The 20,332-nt window shown below is 68.7% G+C and carries 13 protein-coding genes and 3 pseudogenes; 5 read left to right on the forward strand and 11 right to left on the reverse strand.

The window, feature by feature from the left end; all coding sequences use genetic code 11:
* Positions 1-9 precede the first annotated feature (9 nt).
* From ABZ717_RS11195 to ABZ717_RS11210, 4 genes are read right to left on the reverse strand one after another with little or no spacing between them, the layout of a single operon-like run.
* Positions 10-1,953, reverse strand: coding sequence for a TOMM precursor leader peptide-binding protein (locus tag ABZ717_RS11195; RefSeq protein WP_358508290.1), 1,944 nt, complete (start codon positions 1,951-1,953; stop codon positions 10-12).
* Entirely contained in the window at positions 1,950-3,773 is a 1,824-nt protein-coding gene (locus ABZ717_RS11200) for a hypothetical protein (protein ID WP_358508291.1), read from the reverse strand. Before ABZ717_RS11200 ends, ABZ717_RS11195 begins: the two co-directional genes overlap by 4 nt.
* Positions 3,770-4,918, reverse strand: coding sequence for a hypothetical protein (locus tag ABZ717_RS11205; protein ID WP_358508293.1), 1,149 nt, complete (start codon positions 4,916-4,918; stop codon positions 3,770-3,772). Before ABZ717_RS11205 ends, ABZ717_RS11200 begins: the two co-directional genes overlap by 4 nt.
* A complete protein-coding gene (locus ABZ717_RS11210; RefSeq protein WP_358508296.1) occupies positions 4,915-7,590 on the reverse strand; it encodes a lantibiotic dehydratase in 2,676 nt (891 codons plus the stop codon). Before ABZ717_RS11210 ends, ABZ717_RS11205 begins: the two co-directional genes overlap by 4 nt.
* Before the next feature lie 606 nt (positions 7,591-8,196).
* Between ABZ717_RS11210 and ABZ717_RS11215 the strand changes: the two are divergent.
* Positions 8,197-8,511: pseudogene (locus ABZ717_RS11215) on the forward strand (transposase family protein); the annotation flags it as partial.
* 208 nt (positions 8,512-8,719) lie between these two features.
* On the opposite strand, the pseudogene ABZ717_RS11220 reads toward ABZ717_RS11215, so the two are convergent.
* The 6 genes and pseudogenes from ABZ717_RS11220 to ABZ717_RS11245 form a co-directional block, all read right to left on the reverse strand.
* A pseudogene (locus ABZ717_RS11220) lies at positions 8,720-8,866 on the reverse strand (IS5/IS1182 family transposase); the annotation flags it as partial.
* Positions 8,867-8,990: 124 nt separating this feature from the next.
* Positions 8,991-9,578 (reverse strand): hypothetical protein, encoded by a 588-nt coding sequence (locus ABZ717_RS11225; protein ID WP_358508298.1) that lies wholly within the window; start codon positions 9,576-9,578, stop codon positions 8,991-8,993.
* A gap of 255 nt (positions 9,579-9,833) precedes the next feature.
* On the reverse strand, positions 9,834-11,045 hold the full coding sequence (locus tag ABZ717_RS11230) for an MFS transporter (protein WP_358508300.1): 1,212 nt from the start codon (positions 11,043-11,045) through the stop codon (positions 9,834-9,836).
* A gap of 752 nt (positions 11,046-11,797) precedes the next feature.
* Complete coding sequence (locus tag ABZ717_RS11235; RefSeq protein ID WP_358508302.1) at positions 11,798-14,158, reverse strand: FtsX-like permease family protein; 2,361 nt, start codon at positions 14,156-14,158, stop codon at positions 11,798-11,800.
* A complete protein-coding gene (locus ABZ717_RS11240; RefSeq protein WP_358508304.1) occupies positions 14,155-14,895 on the reverse strand; it encodes an ABC transporter ATP-binding protein in 741 nt (246 codons plus the stop codon). Before ABZ717_RS11240 ends, ABZ717_RS11235 begins: the two co-directional genes overlap by 4 nt.
* Entirely contained in the window at positions 14,892-15,419 is a 528-nt protein-coding gene (locus tag ABZ717_RS11245) for a PadR family transcriptional regulator (RefSeq protein WP_358508306.1), read from the reverse strand. Before ABZ717_RS11245 ends, ABZ717_RS11240 begins: the two co-directional genes overlap by 4 nt.
* Before the next feature lie 231 nt (positions 15,420-15,650).
* Between ABZ717_RS11245 and ABZ717_RS11250 the strand changes: the two are divergent.
* The 4 genes and pseudogenes from ABZ717_RS11250 to ABZ717_RS11265 form a co-directional block, all read left to right on the forward strand.
* Positions 15,651-15,800 (forward strand): annotated as a pseudogene (locus ABZ717_RS11250) (cell division ATP-binding protein FtsE); the annotation flags it as partial.
* An 86-nt stretch (positions 15,801-15,886) separates the two neighbouring features.
* Complete coding sequence (gene ftsX / locus ABZ717_RS11255; RefSeq protein WP_358508308.1) at positions 15,887-16,798, forward strand: permease-like cell division protein FtsX; 912 nt, start codon at positions 15,887-15,889, stop codon at positions 16,796-16,798.
* 505 nt (positions 16,799-17,303) lie between these two features.
* Positions 17,304-18,005 carry an AAA family ATPase gene (locus ABZ717_RS11260; RefSeq protein WP_358508309.1) on the forward strand — a complete coding sequence of 234 codons (702 nt, stop codon included), beginning with the start codon at positions 17,304-17,306 and terminating at the stop codon, positions 18,003-18,005.
* Positions 18,006-18,283: 278 nt separating this feature from the next.
* A complete protein-coding gene (locus ABZ717_RS11265) occupies positions 18,284-18,874 on the forward strand; it encodes a LysR substrate-binding domain-containing protein (protein WP_358508436.1) in 591 nt (196 codons plus the stop codon).
* Between the two features lie 83 nt (positions 18,875-18,957).
* Here ABZ717_RS11265 and ABZ717_RS11270 read toward each other — a convergent pair whose 3' ends face one another.
* Positions 18,958-20,040, reverse strand: a complete 1,083-nt coding sequence (locus tag ABZ717_RS11270; protein ID WP_358508310.1) for an NAD(P)-dependent alcohol dehydrogenase — start codon at positions 20,038-20,040, stop codon at positions 18,958-18,960.
* Positions 20,041-20,332: the final 292 nt, after the last annotated feature.

A 20,332-nucleotide genomic window follows, 5' to 3' on the forward strand; every position in this document is an offset into this window, starting at 1 on the left:
GGTGCCTCCTCAGGGGAACGGGTGTGGCGGGACGAGGTCGGGGTCGACGGCCGGCTCGTCCGCCCTGCGGTAGCCGAGCCGGGACGGTAGCTGCGTCAGCCTCCGCAGGTGGCGGGTACGGCGGTGGGCGTGCCCGAAGGTCATGGGGACCGCTTGGGGGACGAGGACCTTCACCGTCGCGGGTTTGGGATCGGTGAGGCAGTGGTCGGTCTGGTCCACGACGATCGCGTCCAGCCCGTTGGCGGTGAGCGCCGAGACGGCTGTGCGCAGGACGTCGGTGAGGTCGTCGCGGACCCACCTGGCACGCCAGTCGCCGAACCGTTCCCACAGGGTCCGCGCTGGGCGGTCCGGGTCGAGGAAGGACCACCACGGGCGCGTCTCGGGAAAGTTGTAGAGGACCGTGTGGTCGTGCAGGGTCTGTGCCCGGGTCGGGTCGTCGAGCAGAGGCCGGGCCTTCTCCTCCTGCTCGTGGCGCATCTTCTCCGGCAGCCGCTCACGGATCACCGCGTTGGTCACCGCCTCCATGGCCGCTGACGAGACAGCGCGGCGGGGGTCGCAGTGCGCGCCCGCGGCGAAGAACGCGACCGGTCCCTCGTCGTCGCGCCGGACCACCAGGCTGAGCACCGCCGGGATACCGATCTCGGTGGTGATGTCGAAGAGCGACAGGTCGTAGCCGAAGGTGTCGAGCAGGGCGCGCATGCCGCGCAGTTCCGGGACCTCCTCGTCCGACACCCGCAACGGATGCGCAGGGCGCTTCGTGTACCAGGTCAGCAGGAAAGCGTCCCGCTCCACGACCTCGAAGAGGCCGTAGAGGGCGGCCTCCTCCGGGGAGGCGCCCAAAGCGCAGCCGTTGGAGCTCTCGTACAGGAAGCGCGGGGCGTGCCCGGTACGGCCCCAGCCGTCGATGTTCCAATAGGCGACGTGTTCGGGGACCAGGACGGGTTTGCCCTCCCCCAGCTTCCAGCCCCAGACCCAGTCCGTGGGCACGTCGGGGTCGTAGGGGTGGAAGGCGAAGAGCGGGTCGGAGTAGCACCGGGGGTCGTGGAGGCCGAGTTCCTTGAGGTCGACGGCCTCGTCCAGCTCGTTCTCCGCCCCGCGGACAACGGTGCGCTTTCCGTGGGGGGTGGCTGAAGCGAGCCGTTCCATGGCCTCGTAGAGGGCGATGGTCTCGCCCCGGCCGTAGGTGGCCGCGCGCCCGTGCCCCCCTTCCCCCGGGTGACCGCTGGGCAGCGCGAGTTCGGCACTACTCAGAGCCATCACCGAGTTCTCGGAGCGGAAGATGTGGCCGACGGGACCGTAACGCCAGTCGTGTATTTGTGCTCGCAGGAGCTCGGGGGGACGGCCGGCGGTCTCGGCGCGGAACGCCTCGGGGTCGGACTGGGGACGGGGCTGGAGCGCCATGGCGGCGAGTTCGGCTGAATCGACGGGAAGAACGCTGCAACCGGGGCAGTTGGGCAACGGAACCATCGTGTGCGTGTGACTGGTCAGGTCGCCGCGCACCACGTGGATCTCACGTTCGCCGAGCAACCTTCCCGAGAGCGCCTGCTCGGCCAGGAGGCTGAAGTGGTCGAGGTGCGCACGGGTGAAGGCGAGCCCGGGCACGGGTGCCTCCAGTGGCTCCTCCCGAAAGTTCTGACGCCGCCAGAGGTGGCGTCGGCGTTCCGCGCAGACTTGGCAGCCGGGCCTGCCGGGTACGACCCACGGCCCCACCACGCCGAGGTCACCGATGAGGCGTAGCGGCAGCAGCCTCGCCACACCACGGACCCTTGCCTGCTCCTCGGCGTCCCGCTGCGGCTCCCAGCCGTCACGGGCGAGCACCACGGTGTCGCCCTCCGCCACCACCGCCTCGGCCAAGGAGTCCACGGCGACCGCACCGCCGTCGAGTACGAGGCGGTCGACGATCGTGTCGTAGAGCTCGCCCGAGCCGGCCAGCCACGTGGTCGGTTCCATCATCGGTCCTCCTCACGGGCCACGCCCACCCAGCCGAAGGAACCGACCATGTCGAGTGCGGGTTCGGCCGACCACCGGCCGGCGACAGGGCTCTCACCGGGCAGGCACAGCGCGGTCAGCACCTCCCGGGCCGGCCAGTCGGGCACTCTCGTGTCTCTCACGGCGCCCGGGGGCACGGCGAGCACGGGGACGAGAGGCCGTTCACCGCCTGCTTGGAGCACGGCGGTCGCGTGCTGTACCGCGGAGAGGATCGCGAAGCCCGTGTCGGCGTGTGCGATACGTGCGAGCACACGCCCGTCCTCGTAGACCTCGACGAGAGCGACCGCCCCGGGTGCGGACCGGGGCCGGCTCACCTCGGCGGTGAGCCGCGTGTCCGTCACGACCCCGGCCTGCCCGAGCGCGGAGCGCAGCCGCTCGTCGACAGACGGGTCGCCGTAAGGGACGATCCGCCCTCCCCCACGGGTGGGGAAGGTGTGCGTGCTCTCGGTGACGAACCGGGCTCCGCGTTCTTCGGGATCCGAGATCCACTCGGCCAGGAGCCGCTGGACACCGTCGCCGATCATGTCCTCGATGCCGCTGCCGGCGCACGCCACCGCTCGCGAAGGGCGGATGTTCCCGCTCTCGGAGGGCCCCGTCGGCCAGAGCTCCTCGGGCGGGTCCCCGACGAGGTTGCGGGCGGCCTCCAGTCCGGCACGGTACCGGGCGACGTCGCCGGTGTGCGCCCAACCGAACGCGGCCGCGGCGCTGTCGATCCGGTCCGGGAGGCGTGCCATGGCCAGGGCCAGCGGCATCTGCGGGAGCTCGCCCGGGACGGCCTCGGGCAGGATGCCGGTGCGGTCGTCGCAGAGGTCGATCAGCCGGTCGGGGTCGGTGGCGGTGGAGGGGCCCTCGTCCGGGGCGATGGCGCGCACCGGGTTTGCCCGCCAGACCGGCCTGGACGTGGTCTGGAGCCGTTCGGTGTCCAGAACGTAGGCCATGCCGTCGTACTCGGTGACCACCCCGGTCAGGTGGTAGAAGACCTGGAGCGCGGCCACGTTGCCCGCCATGGTGGCCGCCACATACGGGACGGGTGCCGGCTCGGCGTCCGGCGTCCGGGCACGCAGGCGGTACAGGGCCCAACCGAGATCGGGGGCCTCGGGGGCGGAGCGCACCGGGCCGATCACGGCGTAGCGGCCCATCTGGGCCACGCCCACGCTCGCGGCCCCGGTCCAGGGTGCGTCCTCGGCGTACGGGACGGCGGGGTCGACGAACAACCGGACCGGCCCGCCGTCCGTTGAAAGGTCCACGGAGTGGTCCAGCCGGGCCGACGTCGCCTCGGCCAAGCCGCCGAGTTCGGCCACGACGGTGCGGTCGGTGGCCGAGACGGCCCCCGCCCCGAGGTTCAGCAGGCACCGGGTCGCCGCGAGCGCCACGGGCCCCTCCCCGTGGACCACTACCGGGTGCTCGCGCAATCTGGTGAAGGCAGCGACGGGGTCGGGTGCCGCGGATTCGAGGAACGCGAAGGTCCGGTCGTGGTCAGGGTGTTCCGGGACGAGGGCCCGGCGCTGTTGCGCAGAGGGTTCGGCGAGCAGGAACCCCTTTTCGAGGAGCTCCTCCAACAGCTGCGTTACGGCGCCCCGGGCGCTCTCGGGCAGCGCCCCGACCAGCTCGTCGAGGGCGACGCCCTCGTGCAGGTGGGGGAAGAGGGCCTCCCACAACCGTGCAAGCGCGGGGGAACCCTTCACGACCATGCTTTCCTGCCAGCCGATGAAGAGCAGGCCCCCCTCGACCGGGGTGACGTGCACAGCGCCCCGCAGCCGGGCACGGGTTCTGGTCATGGTCATCGAACGGCCTCCGTGCCCTCGCCTGGCTTGAGAATGGCGCGCCACGAGACGCCGGTCACCGCCTGCACGGCCTCGCTGATGGCATGAGCCAGAAACAGCCGCTCCGCCGGTGAGACGTCCAGAACGAGCAACTGCGTGTAGAGGAGGTTGACCATGAACCGGTAGGAGGCGAACCACCTCCCGCCGAGGGGGTCGGTGTACTCCTGGTCGCGTAGGGCGGCGTGGAACTCGCTGTACTCGCGGTCGTCGCCCACCGCGTATTTGCGGCGCAGATGGTCGTTCAGGTCCTTGGCCCGCTCGGTGTAACCTTCGTGCAGCAGTGGCGCGATGCTGCCCGTCCGAGCCAGTTCCATCGCCCGCTCCCAGAACCCCTGGAGCGCGTCGGACCATCGGTGCAGGACCGGGTCCTCCCCCTGGTACCGGCTCGGCTCGGAGACCTTTCCGACCACGGAGCCGACCAGGTTCTCGAAGGCCCTGCGGGCGGGTCCGTACCGGGCGTCGAAGTCGGCCCGCATGGAACCGTCCCGGTCGTAGTCCTGGAGGTGGTCCTCCAGATGGGACTTGTACGACAGGTATCCGTGGTAGAGCCCCCGGTCGGGGTAGGTCGCGGCCAGCAGCACCATGAGGGTCGCCGCGCCCTGGATCCGTGCGGCACGGTGTTCCTCCGACGCCGCCATGATGTGCTCCAACGGTTCCAGCAGCGCCTCGTTGAAGGCATCGCGCAGGTCCCGTGCCGCAGGGTCCTCGATCAGCCCCGGTTCGAGGGACGGGTCCAACAGCCGCACGCTGTTGTCCGGCCAGATCGGGGCGTAGGGAGGCGGGACCAGTTCGGCTTGGCCGAGCTGGTCCGACATCGCCAGGTACCCGTCCTCGTCGAGCTGGTATTCGGAGCGGTGTCCGGCTATCCGTTCGGTGAGCGTATTGAGCTCCGCGTGGAGCGCGGCCGTGACATCGGCGTGCGACTCGCCCGACGCGACGATCTGCACGTGCGGGCCGAACCTCCAGTGCCTGGTGATGTGCACGTGCCGGATTCCGTCGGCGCCTCTGATGCGTTCGGCCGCGGGCATGAGGACCGCAGCCACGAACCGGCGCTTCGTCGGGGCGTGGTGGGCCACGGCGATACTTGCTCGGGACAGATGCGTCACCGTGCCGCCTTCCGGTAAAACTCGGCCACCAGCTCGACTGCGTGACGGCCTTCGGCCAAGGGGAAGTGTTCGTCCGGCCCGGGCAACGCCTCCTCGATGACGATGTCGGCGCCGGGCTGGTCCGCCAGCAGCCGATTGAGGTGGCGTACGTGCAACCGGCTCAGCGTGTTCACGTACTGGGGTTTGCGATTGTCCATGTAGGAGCCGAAGTAGTCGTCGACTTGGCCCGGGTGGAGCTCCGGGGCCGGGGGGTGCACGAAGACGTGTTCGGGTATCCCCTGCTCGGTGCGCCACTCGCAAAGGCGCAGGAAGTAGTCGGCCTCGGGCTCACCGGCGGTCGGGCGGGGAAAGAGCCCCGACCGTACGTGCCACCGCTCCCGGGCCAACCACAGTGACCCGAACCGGATACCGGAGTAGTGCCGCACACCGGAGCGGTCCACCGTGGCCGACCTGTCCGCGCTGACCTGTGGTTCGAAGAAGATCGACCCGCTACCGCCCATCGCCGTCAGCGGGAGCAGCCGCGACGGCAGGTAGTACGGGATGAGGAAGCCCAGGTAGAGGGGGTGCACGCGCCTGCCCGAAGCGGGGTCCCACAGGAGTATCCGGTCAGTGAGCGGGTCGTGGCGTACGCGCAACCGGCTGAGCGGGAGAGTGCCCGGCTCGCCGCGTTCGTCCCAGTCGATATCCACCTCGCCCAGAAGTGGATGGATGTTCGCGTTGAACCCCTGGACCGCCCGGATCTCGCCGACGACGTCGCCCGAGGGTTGGTACTCGCATATCCGGTCGCGCACGCCCTCGACGATGCGGGGGTCGGCGCCGGTCAGGAACCGGCTGATGTAGTTGCCCCAGCCGTTGTAGATCTTGTTCAGCACCGCCCCGGTGGGCGGGGAACCACCGAGCGGTTGCAGGAAGACCCCGTAGGAGGCGGGAGAGTCCGGCACCCACTGCGGCGCGTGCTCGTCCACGTACCGGGCCCATGCGGGGTCGAGTTCCGCGGGTCCCCCGGTGGCCCCGGGCCCGTGCAGCTGCCTGGCCACGTCTCCCACGATCTCGGAACGCAGCGGGACCAACCGGGACAGCACCGGATCGTTGTGCGCCAGTTCGTGGTCGAATCCCTCCGTGATCCGCAGCGCGTCCTCGTACGCCGGGATGAAGACCTCCCCGAGGGCGTCGAGGTCGTCGCACTGGCCGCCCTGTCCGAAACGCCGGGTGAAGCGGTGGGTCAGCACGCGGGAGAAGACGTGTTGTTCGTCGAAGACCTGGAGAACGGAGAGCAGTCGTCCGCAGTCCTGGAGGATCGGTTTCCAGTCCTCGGCCCCGGTCACCGCCGAGGCGTTCACCCGTCCGTCCTCGAACCAGATGGGTTCGGGTGCCGGCCTACGGGACGTGTCGTCGCCGAGCGCACCCAGGGCACGGTCACGGTGCTCGCGCCCCTTCCGGATGAGCTCGACCCGTCGGTGCGGATCGGCCGAGGGGAAGGCGTCCTGGCTCGTGCACAGCCGCGCCAGCTCACCTCGGAGCGAGTCGACGGCCGCGTCCCCGGCCGAGGGGGCCAGCCACGCATGAAGTTCCCGCAGCACATCGGGGGTCATGTCGTCGATGACGGGCTCGGCCGCCAGGACGCCGATGTCGCAGAGCCGGGACACGAAGTCGGTGGCCTTTCGGCGGTCGACCGAACGAACGTTCCGGGCGATCACCTCGACCATCTCCGCGAACGTCGCACGGCCGCGTTCTCTGTCACGGAGCCAGTCCAGCAGCGCCATTGCGGCGGGGTTGGCCGGAACAGTCACCTTGGCCTCGCCGTAACGTTCGGTGATGACGGCGGCCTCCTCACCGAGCCGCTCCCGGTTGCCGGTCGCGATGAACCGGCCCTCCTCCAGACGCAGTCCCGGCGAGACGTGGAAGTACATCCGTTCGCGGGTGACCGGCAAGCGGGAAAGCCGTGCCTCCAACCGGCGCAGCAGGCCGCGGTTGGCCTCCACGGTGGAGGAGACTTCCAACCGCCCGCCCGGTACGGCGCTCCGGTCGAGGAAACCCGCGACGGTGTAGAGGCTGAAAGGGCTCGTCTTCGTACCGGCCCGCATCGCGTACCGCAGCAGAGGCTCCTCCGACTTGCGGACCGATTTCTTGGCCTCTTCCCAGACGACGGACTTGTACTTGTCCGCGGCGGCGGGCAGGAACTCGCTGGAGACCGCCAGGGAGCGACGCAGATGTTCGCCTTCGAGGAGCGAACGTAGACCGGCCCTCTCCTCCCGCAAAGCGTCCGCGTGGCCGTCGGTGACGCCAGCCCGCAGCTCCTCCAGACGCACCTGCCGGTCGAACCAGGCGAGCGCTTCCGGAACCGTTGCCCGGACCGTCCCGCGGTCCAGTCCCTTCGGCAGCCGGCGGTTGTGCACCGCCCTCCGCAGCGGGAGCACCACCTTGTGCCGGAGTTCGCGCCCGACCTGCCCCGCCGTGTCGTAGAGCAGGTCGGTCAACCCCGGTGCGGCCCGGTCCTGCTCCGCCCGGACGGCGGCCATCTCCGCCAAGCGCAGGGCGTCTTGGTCGGCGTGCGCGGACCGGAGTGGAACCGCGGGTGTGAGGTTCACCCTGAGCAACAGGTGGGGTGTGGCGTCGAAGGGCGCGATCCGCCCCACCGAAACAACGGTGTCCGTCTGGCTATCGGGGACCAACGACCCTCCTCCTGACCGTTTGCGCTTGCGTCCTTAGAATGTGGGAGAGCCCGTGGGTGCCGTCAGCGCAATTCCCCGCAAAGTTGCTGCGGCATTCCCGTAAAACGTGAAAATAAAAGCACGCCTACGCTGCAAGGACGGAAAACCTCCCCGCCGCCGATGACCCGGAGGAGCCGTTCGGGTAGTGCCATTGAATCTGCTCGTAAAGCAAATTACGCCACAACTGCAACACCGATACCAGGGACAGGGACGGCCGTGCGGGAGAGCGACACATGTGCCGCCCGCACCCCTGGTACGGCGGACTTTCCCCTGCACATCAATGAGCCTTTTTCATCCTGTGGGTGCTGGTCACAGTCCTGCACCCAGGGCTCCGGCAAAGTCTGGTGATTCGAGCCTGACCGGCCCTGTCACCGGCCACGAATAGCAGCCCGGGCATGCCCCTGTGGTCCAGGTCTCGTTCAAGTTCCTGGATCACGCAGTTCATCCGATTTGACCTGGAACGATACACACAAAAGCAGGCACGGAACCCGAGATCATGAAGGTGTCTAAGCCACATGATCACGAAAGTCTGCCGTGCCTGCCTGCTCATCTTCGCCGATCCCGGCCGTGCTCGCCAAACTCGGCCCCCTGGACCCCGACTCCATCACCGACCTCCGCCCTTACCTGGACGCCGTTGCCGACCCACGCTCCCCACGGGGACGCTGGCACTCCCTGACCTGCATCCTGCTCGTGTGCGCGTGTGCCACCATCTCCGGCGCCAAGAGCATCGACGAACTCGCCGAGTGGGGCCAACGCGCACACCCCAGCGTCCTGGCAACCCTCGGAGCACGACCCCACCCCCTGGTCTGGCGTCGCTCACCTTCCGCACCCACCATCGACCGCGTTCTGGCACGCATCGACGGTGACGCGCTCGATGCCGCCATCGGCGCCTACCTCGCCGACCAACACCAAGCCACCGCTGAGGTGACCGAAGGCGCGGACACCCCGAGGCCGAGGCGGACCGCGATCGCCCTGGACGGCAAAGCACTCAAAGGCTCAGCCCGCCTGGGGCAACGCTGCCGCCACCTGCTTTCCGCCATCACCCACTACCGCCCCGTCACCCTCGCCCAGGCCGAGGTGGGCGCCAAGACAGGTGGACCAGGACCAGCAGGGCCTGTTGCGCGGGGTCCAGGCGCCGCCATCGGGAACCGGTGTTCTTGCGGTGGGCGCGGATGGTGCGGGCGGCCAGGTTCAAGGTCCGGCGTGACAACGGCAGCGCGGAACGGTGGAACCGCATCGGAGCCCTTGGTGTGGGAGGTTTTCTTGGTCGTTAACCCATCTTCCAGGGGCTTCTTGCTTTCAGGGGTGCTCCCGCATGGTCGGCACACGGCTGTGACCAGTGCCTTCAGGATGAAAAAGGCTCAGTACAGGAGGTTGTACGTAATGGCCTCGGTCAGCGCGATACCGAAGAGCACAACGACGATGCCCGGGTAGAGACGGATATTGTCTCTGATACCGGCTCGGTACCCTGCCCAAGCCGACGGGAGCTCGCGCCGCCGGTAACCGAAGGTCGACTTCCAAAGGACGACGGACCCCAGCATCGCCAGGACATAGGCCTGGAACTCGATCACGAGAACAGGGGAACTGGCGATGACCGCGATCGCCTCTTCAGGCGACGTAGGGGAGAACGGAATACCGATATAGACGGCACGCCATACCGTCGCGGCCACGCCGAAAAAGGGAATCACGAGCGAAGGCAGGGTCGTCGTCAGCAGAGCGGCGAACAGGAGGTTCGCAAGGAACGTCAACAGCGTTGTTGTCACGATGTCGCCGCTCTCATAAGCATCGACGACCATGGACGCGCCCGGCGCATCGAGGAAGCCTTCGATGTTCTTGAGCCCCCACTCATACATCCCGGGGATGAGAGGGGTCACGATCATCGTCGCGGCGAGGGTACCGTAGACGACCACGTTGAGAAGAAGGTACGTCCTCCAGTTCTCGCTTAGCACGGTTCGGAAGTTTACGTACATCCGCATGGATTTATTTCCTAACATGTGATGGACGCGAATCGTTGAACTGTCATTTGACCGTGATGGTGAAGCCAATCGCTCCCTTCTGCTTCCCGTTGTCATCACGGGCCATGGCCAGGCAGGCCTGTGTCAGTGAGGAAAGTGCGCTCACTATGGAAACGGGCGTGCGCTCGGGTACGCCTCGGAAAGAAGTCCGAGTGACCGCCCGCCGCAGATCATGAGTTCCACGGTGCGTCAGTCCCTGCCCTGACCCAAGCGGCGAAGGCGCGGGGTCAGCAGTGCGCCGAGGGCCGCGAGAATCCACAGCGTCGCGAGAGCGGTCGTCGCCAGGGGCAGTCCGCTGACCTCGATGAGCAGGGCGGCAATACCGATGCCCCCTGCGGGGACCAATGTCATGATGGCGTTCTGCGCGCCCAGTACTGTGCCGCGTTGGGAGTCGTCGACGTTCTCGATGAACGCGAGTCCGATCACGGCGTTCATCGAGCCGCCACCGAGGCCGACGATCGCCGCCCCGGCGAAGATCGACCACACCGGGCCGAGGATGCCGATGATGGAGAAGCCCACCGCGACGAGGACGAGACCGGTGATGAACCAAACGCGGTGCGGGATTCGATGGCCGAAAGCCGCGAAGCATCCGCCGCCGACCAACAAGCCGGCCGCGAGTGCGCTGAGCACGAATCCGACGAACCGGGGCTCGTCTTGGAAAGCGAAGTGGACCGGGATCACCATGCCCTGCGTCGCGGCCAGCACGATGGCCAGGGCCATTCCCAGCAGGACCAGTCCGCGCAGCAATGGTGACCGGACGATGACCCCCAAGCCGTGGAACATGGACCTCGCGGGCTGTGTGGTGGAGGGCTCCGTGTGATCACGGGATAGCACAGTCGCGCGCTTGGGGACGGCGACCGTGAGCAGGGCCGCCGCCGCTGCCAGGCCGGAGGTGATCCATAGCACTGTGACCGGCTCGAAAGCGGAGACCAGGATCCCTGCGATGGCCGGGCCGAGCAGCAGTGAGACCCCGGCCAACGACTCCCGCAGTCCGATGAGTCGCGAGGGGTCCATCGCGGCGGCCTTTGCGATCGCTGGCAGCATCGCCTCCCGTGCGGTGATGCCCGGTACGTCTCCGAACGAGTTCAGAATGGCCACGGCGACGAACCAGCCCAGGCTCAGCCCGCTCGTGAGATCAACGATCGGCAAGATCAGCAGCGCCACCGCCGAGATGACGTCGGAGAGGATGGCGGCAGTGCGACGGTTGATCCGGTCGACGAGCGAGCCCATGAGCAGTCCCGCGAGGGCCGCGGGCACCGCGGCGGCGATCGCCACGACACCCGCGCTCAATGGACTGCCGGTGGTAAACAGCACCACTAGGGGCAGAGCGATCGCGGTGATCGAGTTGCCCAACAACGAGGTGCCGAAGGAAGTCAGGTAGAAGAAGATGATCCGTTTCACGGGACAAGCTCAAACTATGACGTCGCGTCGGGGTCAAGTCCGTGCCGGCGCTGTTCACAACGAGGTCTCGGTTCGGGGCCGAAGACGGAACCACTGATGGCGCTGAGGGCGCCGACCTCTCCTGGACTCATGTTTCGGGGGTAGACGAAAAGCGCCCCGACTTCGCACTGAGCTGCTACACGACCAGACTCCAGTGCTCAGCCCCAAGCCTCCTCGTGCAAGAGGCAGCGAAGGGACTTCTCAGAAGTGGCGGGTTGACATGTCTTTGGACTGACCGGGGCATCGGACCTTTGATCCGATGGTCCACACCCCCTCGACGCGAGGGATTTCCAGGCCAGGTGGGGTGCGCCTTCAGCATCGTCTGTGTTTGAAGGCCTTGTGGGGGCTCCTGGTGTGCTCCCCTGAACCGGCTACCGCAACGGGGCCAGGTCGCTCACCTCAGACTGAGCCGCCGCACCGCGTAACAGCACGGTGGTCTCCCCGGCCTCCGCCGCCTCGCACCCGCCCCGGCGGCCCGCTTCCTCGAACCACCCCGATCCCGGTGGTCCTCGACGGCCGTTGCCCGGGGGCGGGCCAGGGCCGCACGATTGACCTTGATCGTCACGACCAGAGCATGCCACGGCTCCGCAGTGAAACTTCACCCGCTTTCACGCACCGACTCGTCAGGGCCGGCACCGGCCCTCCCGCCAGAAGAGCCCGGACTCAGGCGGTGGGTCAGAGGTCCGCCCGGGACAGCGGATCCACCGGATCACTCACTCCCAGCGCAACCCCTCCGGGCGCATGGTCCTCAGGAGCGAGGGCAAGGCCAGCAGGGTGGTCAGGACGGCCACCCCCGCACCAGCGCCGATGATGGTCAGGATCTCCGTTGGGACGAAGGCCACGGGGAGCCCCACCAATCGCTGAATCAGGGCTCCCAGAGCCATCCCGACCACCGTGGCCAGTGCGATGCCCAGGAGTACGGGAAGCACGGTCTGCCACAGCACCGACGCCACCAGGGTGCGTCGCCGGGCGCCGAAGGCGGTGAGCACCGCGTGCACCCTCCTGCGCTCGCGGATCTGCTCGACCGTGCCCACCACCAGTCCGGCGGCGATCACGGTGAGGGCGGCGAGAGCTCCGGCTGTGAGCGCGTCACGCATCCTGACCATGGTGGGGAGGGTCGCGCTGGCGAACGGGACCTGCACCCGGGCCGTCGGATCCAGAGCCGCGACGGCGGCCTTGAGCTCTTCCTCCATTCCGGAGGCGGACGGGTCGACCCGCATCCAGAGCGAGCCCGGTACCGCGATCCCCTCGGGCAGTGTGGCCGCCTCCGGAGTGGCGAGCACGGCGTCCTTCGCCGTGTGCCCCGACCCGTACCAGGGGTGCTCGACCAGGGGTCCGTCGAACTCGGTGAACTCGGGCACGGTCCAGGGGGCCGCGTTCACCTCGTCGCCGCCCCCGACCATGAGCGTCCCACCGGGTTCCAGCCCCGGTACCCCGCTGAAGGCGTCCCCTGGGGAGCACTCGGGCAGGTCGGCCATCAGCCGCAGGGAGGGGCACTCGGCGACGAGGACGCGGACCTCGGAGCCGTCGTCGGTGACGCCGTTCACCCCGCTGTAGGCCAGGACCTCCTCCACCCCCCGCACCTCCGCCACGGCACCGGTGGGGTCGCTCCCGACCGGGACCGACCGCAGGTCGGTCTGGAGCTGGAACCCGGACGCACCGAACTCCTGAGCCGCGTACACCTCCTCGATGGTCTCCGCGAGCTCCACCGTGGAATCGTCCCAGGCGTTCGCGAACAGGCTCTGCAAAGCGATGGCGCCCGCCACGGTCACCACGATCCCGTTGACCGCTCGGGTGGGCCCGCCGCCCGCCGCGCCCAGACGGCGCAGGGCCAGCTGGAGGGAGAGGGGACCGCCCGAGGCTCGGCCGAAGAACCGGTCGACCAACCAGGGCAGCACGGCCGTCGTGCCGAACAGGGCGGCCAGGAGCCCGACCGACACCATCGGGACCCACTGGCCTCCGGAGGGGCTGAGACGCATGCTCAAAACGATGAGGGAGATTCCCAGCACGAACAGGAGCAGTCGCCACCACAGTCTGGGACGCGGCCGCTCGGCCCGACGTACGGCGCCCAACGGGTCGACCACCACACCGCGCAGGGAGCCGAGCACCACCCACAGGGCCAGGATCGGTACCGCGACGAACACCAAGGGGCCGAGCGCCGGGTGCGGTGTCACGTCGGCGGTGTACAACCCGGACGAGATCGGCACCGACTCCACGATCGGGCGCCCTGCGAGGAAGAACCCCACTCCGAGAGCCAGGCCGAGCGCGACCCCGGGGAGGGTCTCACCGGCAGCGATACGCCGTGTGGTCCCGCGGTCGGCGCCCATCAGTCGCAGCGCCGAAAGGCGCCTGTCACGCTGCTCGCCGCCGAAGCGCACCGCCGCGCCGAGGAAGACCACCACGGGGGTGAGCATGACGACCACTCCCACCGCGCCGAGCAGCATGATGATGGGTTCGTGCCCGCCGGGGCTCGGCTCCCCGCCGTAGCCGGTGATCCGGTTCCCGGCGGTGTCCAGGGTCAGTTCCCCGTCACCGAGGTAGAAGGCCAGTTCGTGCGGTCCCATCAGGCCCTCGGGGCCGATCTCTCCAACGACGGTGTGGTCGAACCTGCGCTGGAGTACCTCGTTCTCCGGGTCATCGAGGAGCTCGGCCATGGCCGGGGAGAGCACGATCTCCCCGGGGCCGGGGATTTCGTCCACCCCCGGAGGGAGGGGAGGATCGGACCCCTCGGCCCGGACGATCCGTCCGTGGATCGGGTTTCCCTCGTAGTCGGTGTCGGCGAGGCTGAACAGCAGGGTGTCCTCGCCCGCTGGCGGTGCCGGGTACTCCGCCACCTGGTAGTCGAAGCGGTCCGCGTGCCGTTCGTTCAGGTGGGCCATGACGGTCGGCAGGGCAGCGGCCAGAAGCAGGGCGGCGGTGGCCACGCCCACCCCTATCGCCGTCAGTACGGTCCGCAGTACGACTTCCCCGCCACCTCGCAGGGAGAGCCGGGCGCCCAGCCAGAGGTCCTTGATCAAGGACAGGCGGCCTCGCTCCTGCCGGACCTTCTCGGGGGTGTTTTCGCGAAGGCTCATCCGAGCCCTCCGACGTCACGGGTGCGGCCGTCCCGGACTATGACCTCACGGTCGGCGTAGGCGGCCACCCGGGGCTCGTGCGTCACCAGCACCACGGCGGCCCCGCTCTCCCTCGCGGCGTCGGTGAGCAGCCGGATCACCCGCTCCCCGTTGAGGGAGTCGAGGGCACCGGTCGGTTCGTCCGCGAACACCACCCGGGGGCGGGTGATCAGGGCCCGGGCCACCGCGACCCGCTGGCCCTGGCCACCCGAGCACTCACCCGGGGTCTTCCGGGCGACCTCGGCCACGTCCAGCCGCTCCAGCCAGTCGACGGCGGTGCGTTCGGCCAGGCGACGGGACTCCCCGCCCAACCGCAGGGGCAGCGCGACGTTCTCCACACAGGAGAGTTCGGGGACGAGTTGGCCGAACTGGAAGAGGAAGCCGAACTCGGTGCGGCGCAGGTCGCTGAGCCGGGAATCGGAAACCTCGGTGAGGTCGATCTCGCCGTAGCCGACACGGCCGCCGTCGGGCCGCACGATCCCGGCCAGGCAGTGCAGCAGGGTGGATTTTCCGGAGCCGGACGGGCCCATGACGGCCACGATCTCACCGGGGTACAGGCTCAGGGAGGCGTCCTCCAGAGCCTGGGTGAGGCCGAAGGACTTGCGCAGTCCCGAGCCGACGAGCAGCGGTTCCACGGTCTCCTCCGGGGTGCCGGCGCTCTCCGGGGCCGGTGTGGTTCGGGGGGCGGAGTGGGTCATCGGCTCCGGACCTCCCCGGCGAGGTCGTTCAGCCGGGCGGCGGTCAGTTCCAGCCAGCGCAGGTCGGCTTCGAGGTGGAACAGGGCGTGGTCGCAGATGAGCTGGTCGGAGAGGTCCCCGTCGGCCTTGCGGCGGGTGAGCACGCGCATCTGGCGCAGGTGCTCGGCGCGCTGGACGTCGAGGATGTCGTCGGCCGGGCGGCCGGTGAGCAGGGCGAGCACGACCTTGGTGTACAGGATGCTCTGTAGGTAGGGCTCGGGGCTCTCCGGGCTGGAGAGCCACTTCTCGACGTCGGTGATCCCGGCGTCGGTCACGGTGTAGCGCTTGCGCTCGGGGCCCGCGCCGGGCTCCACCGAGTCCACCTCCACCAGCCCGTTCTTCAGGAGCCGGGACAGGGTGGCGTACACCTGCCCGTAGGCGAGCGGGCGCTTGGTGGCGAAGCGCTCGTCGTAGGCTCGCTTGAGGTCGTATCCGTGCTGGGGCCGGGTTTCCAACAGGCCCAGGAGTGTTTGTCCGAGTGACATGAGGCCGACTATACACTCTATGTATACTCCGAGTGCATAGTCATGGGTGCGGCATGGTTCCGTGTGTGTCGGGCGGCTCGGCCCACCCGGTCGCCCTCAGCACCCCGCAGACCGGAGACACCACCACCCGCCGGCCCACCCACAGGTGGCCGAGAGCCGTCCCATCGATCGAGGGGAGGCGATCCCAACACGCTTCAATGCCGCCATGACACCCGGCACGGAACAGTGCCGGACCGCATCAACCGCACGGGAACGACCGTCGTCATGGCGACGCACGACGCCGCCATCGTCGACTCCACGCGCAAGCGTGTGATCGAGCTTGAGGAGGGCTTGGTAGTGCGCGACCAGATGAGTGGCGTCTACGGCCAGGCGTACCGACATCTGACTTGTTCGTCGCCAGGCGGTCGATCGGCGACCCCGAGACCACCGGCATGGCGAAGCCCCGAAGGATGGACCTTTAACAGATCATGCGAGCACAATTCGTTCTCTCCGAGACATGGATCGGCCTGCGTCGCAACCTGACGATGACCATCGCCGTCATCACGACGGTGGCCATCTCCCTCGCCTTGTTCGGCGCCGGTCTACTGGTCAACCAACAGGTCGCCGAGATGCGCGACTACTGGGACCAGCGGATCACGCTGACCATCTACATGTGCAACGACATCTCGCCGACCTCGGCCTGTCAAGAGAACGGCGCCGCGGGCGAGGGCGACCGTGAAGCCCTCGAAGACCGGCTCAGGTCGCTATCGGAGGTCGAGGACTTCCGCTACCTGACCGCGGCCGAGGCCTGGGCCGACTTCCAGGAGGGCGTCGGTTCCTCCAACGAGGCGCTCGCGGACGCCACGGAGGAGGGTGACATCCCGGACAACTACCGGGTACAGCTCACCGACCCGAACCACTACGACGCGGTGCGCGCGGCCGTGGACGGGGCCGACGGCGTCGACTCCGTCTCCAACGGCCAAGACGTTCTCGAACAGTTCTTCGGTCTGCTCGACGGTCTCAAGTGGGCCGCCCTGGTGGTCGCGGGCGTGCAGTTGGCCGCCGCCGCACTGCTGATCGGCAACACCATCCGGCTGTCGGCCTACAGCCGTCGTCGGGAGACCGGCATCATGCGTCTGGTCGGCGCGTCGAACTTCTACATCCAGCTGCCCTTCCTCCTCGAAGGAGCCATCGCCGGTTTCATCGGTGGTGTGATCGCGTCCGGGTTCATCGTGACCACCAGGTTCACGCTGCTCACCCAGATCGAGGAGTGGTTCCAGTTCGACGTGGCCTTGGGCACGGCATCGCTGCTGTCCGTCATCGGCGTCTCGATGGTCCTCGGTGTGCTCCTGTGCACCGTGACCTCGTTCCTCACCCTGCGCCGCTACCTGAAGGTCTGACGGGTCACCTCCGGACACAGGCGGACGCCGGGTGTCGAGTGCCGGGGAGCAGTTCACTCCAGTGAGGTGGAGAGCCGGGAAGGGGCCCGCCTTGGGAGGGAAGGGACGGGTGCCGTGGTCAGCCCAGGCGCGCGCCGCGTTCGGCGAGTGCCCGACGGACGTCGGCGGCTACGGCGTCCGTGTCCGGGCTCCGACGGCAGGCACGCGGCAAAGCCCCAGCGGCGGAGCGAAGCGGCGCTGCGGATCCTGGGCTTGGAATGAACGGGGGTGGAGAGCGCCGGGCCGGGCGCTGAGCCGAGACGCGCCTGAATCCACGCCTTGGGACACACCGCCCAGAGGGCTTCCTCCCGTACATCGGTCCCCGCCCCCAGACGCTTGCGCACCTCTGGTGTCTCCTGCGTTTCTCGGAATCGTCGTTGCCCGGTAGCGTCATGACATTGGTGAAGCGGCCACGGTGGGGCCGCGCCTCACCGACACGAAGGTCGGCTTTGAGGAGCTACCGAAGATGTTCCAAGGGCCGGCTCGGTATGTGCCCACGGCGAATGACGCGACAGTGCGCGGCGCGGTCTACCCCCGGCGGTCGCTGGTCCTGGTCGCCGGGGTACCCGGGGCCGGGAAGAGCACCCTGCTGCGGCGGCTGTTCGGACTCCGCGGAAACGAGGGCCGGACCGTGCTCACCGCGGAGGGTGTGCGGGTGATCGACTCGCTACAGTCGCGATACCACCTGGGAGCATTGCTCGGTCGGGTCCCCTACCCACTGTGGCGCTGGGTGGTGCACGTACTACACCTGGCCCGGATGGCCGCGGCGTTGCGTGGCGGCCCGGTGGTGGTGCACGAGTGCGGGACTCGAAGCCCGGTCCGCGTGCTGCTCGCCCTGCTCTGCCGACTCCGCCGATACGAGATGCACGTGTTGATGATCGACGCCACTCCGCAGGAGGCCCGGGAGGGGCAGAACACCCGAGGGCGGCGGGTGACCGAGCGCAGCCATCGGGCGCATTCGCGGCGCTGGCGCCGGCTGCGCGCCGCCACCCGGCACCGGCCGGCGGCGTTCGCGCCGGGCGCGCGCAGTGTGCTCGCACTCGACCGGCGCCGGGCGAGGGAGCTGGCCTGGATCCGATTCGGTCCCCGCGCGAATATCCGTTCCAAGGGAGTCGCTCAGTGGCAGGAGCTCATCCTCCCCGAACCAACGGAGGCGGTTTTCCGCTGACGCATCATTTTGGTGCTGTTCGCCATCCTTTGGCGACGGGTGGCCGTAGTTCTTGACAGAGCCCGCGGCACAGAGCATGGGGAAGCACCGTGAGCGGCAGGACTCGGCTGATCAGCAGGACCGTACCTCTTGAGAGAGGTGCGGTCCTGCTCGTCGCCGCGGAGGTGCAGCCGAGTTGACCGGCACGGACACCGTTATCGATCGACTCGTGGGTGAGGATCACCGCGGCCGGGCGTCGGACACGGCGTGCCGGGGACTCGAAGCGGCCGCTCGTGCTCGTGACGAAGGCAGGGGCGTCTCATACGCTCTTGCGGCGGCTCCTCGACGCGATCGCGAGCGAACCCGGCGCGGCACCGGTGGAGGTCTTCCTTTGTGAGGTCGGTGAGCAGGCCGGGCTGCTCCGCGACGGGCGCGCCGACGTGGCACTCATGCACCGGCCCTTCGACGATCTCGCGGGGTTCGACACCGAGGATCTCTTGGTCGAGGGCCAGGTCGCGCTCCTTCCCTCGGGGCACCCGCTCGCCTCACACGATCGGCTCACCTTGGCGGAGGTCAGCGATGTACCGGATCTACCGATCGCTCGATGGCCCCGGCTCGACGGGTCCTACCCGGAGGGGCCCGGTCCGGAGGTGCACACCCAGTCACAGCTCGCTCAGCTCGTGGCGCTCGGCAGGACGCTACTCGTCATCCCCGCCTCCAGCCGTGCCTGGCAGTGGCCCGATCACGTCGCTGTGCCGGTCATCGACGCGCCGAACGTCACCACGGTGATCGCGTGGCCGCCGAACAGCCGCTCACCGGCGGTCGCCTCACTCGTCCGCTCAGCGGCCGAGCTCCACGGCACCGCACCGCCGCACAGCGCCGTTCCGTGAGGGGGAGCCTCACCGTGGACTCCTCTCGGTGGGCCCGCTGCGTCCGGTGGGGGAAGGTGACGGCGTCGCCTTGGCGGAGGAGATCACCGAAGGACCCCGGGCCTGGCATCCTGTGGTCGGTCTCGGCGCAGGGTGGCGACGTCGATGACGAACCGGTAGCGCACGTCCGAGGCCAGGACGCGCTCCCAGGCCTCGTTGACCTGCTCGACGGAGATGACCTCGGCCTCTGGGACGATGCCGTGTTCGGCGCAGAAGTCCAGCATCTCCTGGGTCTGGGCGATCCCGCCGGTCTTGGACCCGGAGAGGGAACGCCGGTTGAGGATGAGACCGAACACGTTCACCGATGCCGGTTCGGACGGGACGCCCAAGTTCACGAGTGTGCCGTCCACCGCCAGCAGGTTCAGGTGGGCGTTCAGGTCGATGGAGGCGCCGGCCGTGTTGATGACGAGGTCGAAGGTGCCGGCCAACAGCTCGAAGACGGCCGGGTCGTCGGTGGTGTGGTAGTGGGCGGCGCCGAACCTCAGGCCGTCCTCCCACTTCTTCAGGTTCTGGGAGAGCACCGACACCTCTGCTCCGAGAGCGTGGGCGATCTTGACCGCCATGTGCCCCAGACCGCCCAGGCCCACCACGGCGACCTTCGTGCCGGGGCCGGCGTTCCACTTGCGCAGTGGTGAGTAGGTGGTGATCCCCGCGCACAGTAGCGGCGCGGCCCTCTCGAACGGGATGGAGTCGGGGACGCGCAGCACGAAGTGCTCATCGACCACGATGCGCTCCGAATAGCCGCCCTGGGTCATCGAGCCGTCGCGGTCGAGGCCCGCATAGGTGTCGGTGCATCCGAGCCGGCAGTACTGCTCTTGACCGGCCCGGCAGTCGGCGCACTCTCGGCAGGAGTCGACCATGCAGCCCACTCCGACTCGATCGCCGATCCGGTGTCGCGTGACCTGGGGCCCGACCGCGGCGACGGTGCCGACGATCTCGTGCCCGACGGTCAGCGGGTAGGGAACCTCGCCCCAGTCGCCTCGGGCCACGTGGATGTCGGTGTGACAGACACCGGCGTAGGCGATGTCGATGAGGAGGTCCCGGGGGCCGACTTCTCGGCGCTCGATGGTGCCCGGCGTCAGCGACGCGTTCGGCGAGGTGGCCGTGTAGGCACGCACGAGGGACATGGGTCTCCTTACGGGTTCATGACGAAGGCGCTGCGGCGGATAGGCGCTGGTGATCGCGCTCGGGTGGCCGGCACCGGGAAAAGTCAACCACCTGCGTCGCCGCAGGTGGAAGCAGTTGTCAGAACCCGTCAAGGGTGTGTCGGGGGCTTATCGGATGATCGATACCGACTCCGCCCCAAGAGAAAGGGGGGACGACCTTCATCCCCCGTTGCTTCACGCGATCCGGCTGAGTGCCCTCGTTCTCGGCGGGGTCGGGTGGGTCACCTGTTCGACCGAACCGGTCGACCCGCCC

The sequence above is a fragment of the Nocardiopsis sp. NPDC006832 genome (assembly GCF_040635885.1).
In the GTDB taxonomy this organism is placed as follows: domain Bacteria; phylum Actinomycetota; class Actinomycetes; order Streptosporangiales; family Streptosporangiaceae; genus Nocardiopsis.

Excerpts from the sequence above, each read along its gene's own strand:
- ABZ717_RS11240 (WP_358508304.1), bottom strand. The coding sequence starts at position 14,895 with ATGACCCACTCCGCCCCCCGAACCACACCGGCCCCGGAGAGCGCCGGC.
- ABZ717_RS11235 (WP_358508302.1), bottom strand. The coding sequence starts at position 14,158 with ATGAGCCTTCGCGAAAACACCCCCGAGAAGGTCCGGCAGGAGCGAGGC.
- ABZ717_RS11260 (WP_358508309.1), top strand. The coding sequence starts at position 17,304 with ATGTTCCAAGGGCCGGCTCGGTATGTGCCCACGGCGAATGACGCGACA.
- ABZ717_RS11245 (WP_358508306.1), bottom strand. The coding sequence starts at position 15,419 with ATGTCACTCGGACAAACACTCCTGGGCCTGTTGGAAACCCGGCCCCAG.
- ABZ717_RS11270 (WP_358508310.1), bottom strand. The coding sequence starts at position 20,040 with ATGTCCCTCGTGCGTGCCTACACGGCCACCTCGCCGAACGCGTCGCTG.
- ftsX (WP_358508308.1), top strand. The coding sequence starts at position 15,887 with ATGCGAGCACAATTCGTTCTCTCCGAGACATGGATCGGCCTGCGTCGC.
- ABZ717_RS11200 (WP_358508291.1), bottom strand. The coding sequence starts at position 3,773 with ATGACCATGACCAGAACCCGTGCCCGGCTGCGGGGCGCTGTGCACGTC.
- ABZ717_RS11195 (WP_358508290.1), bottom strand. The coding sequence starts at position 1,953 with ATGATGGAACCGACCACGTGGCTGGCCGGCTCGGGCGAGCTCTACGAC.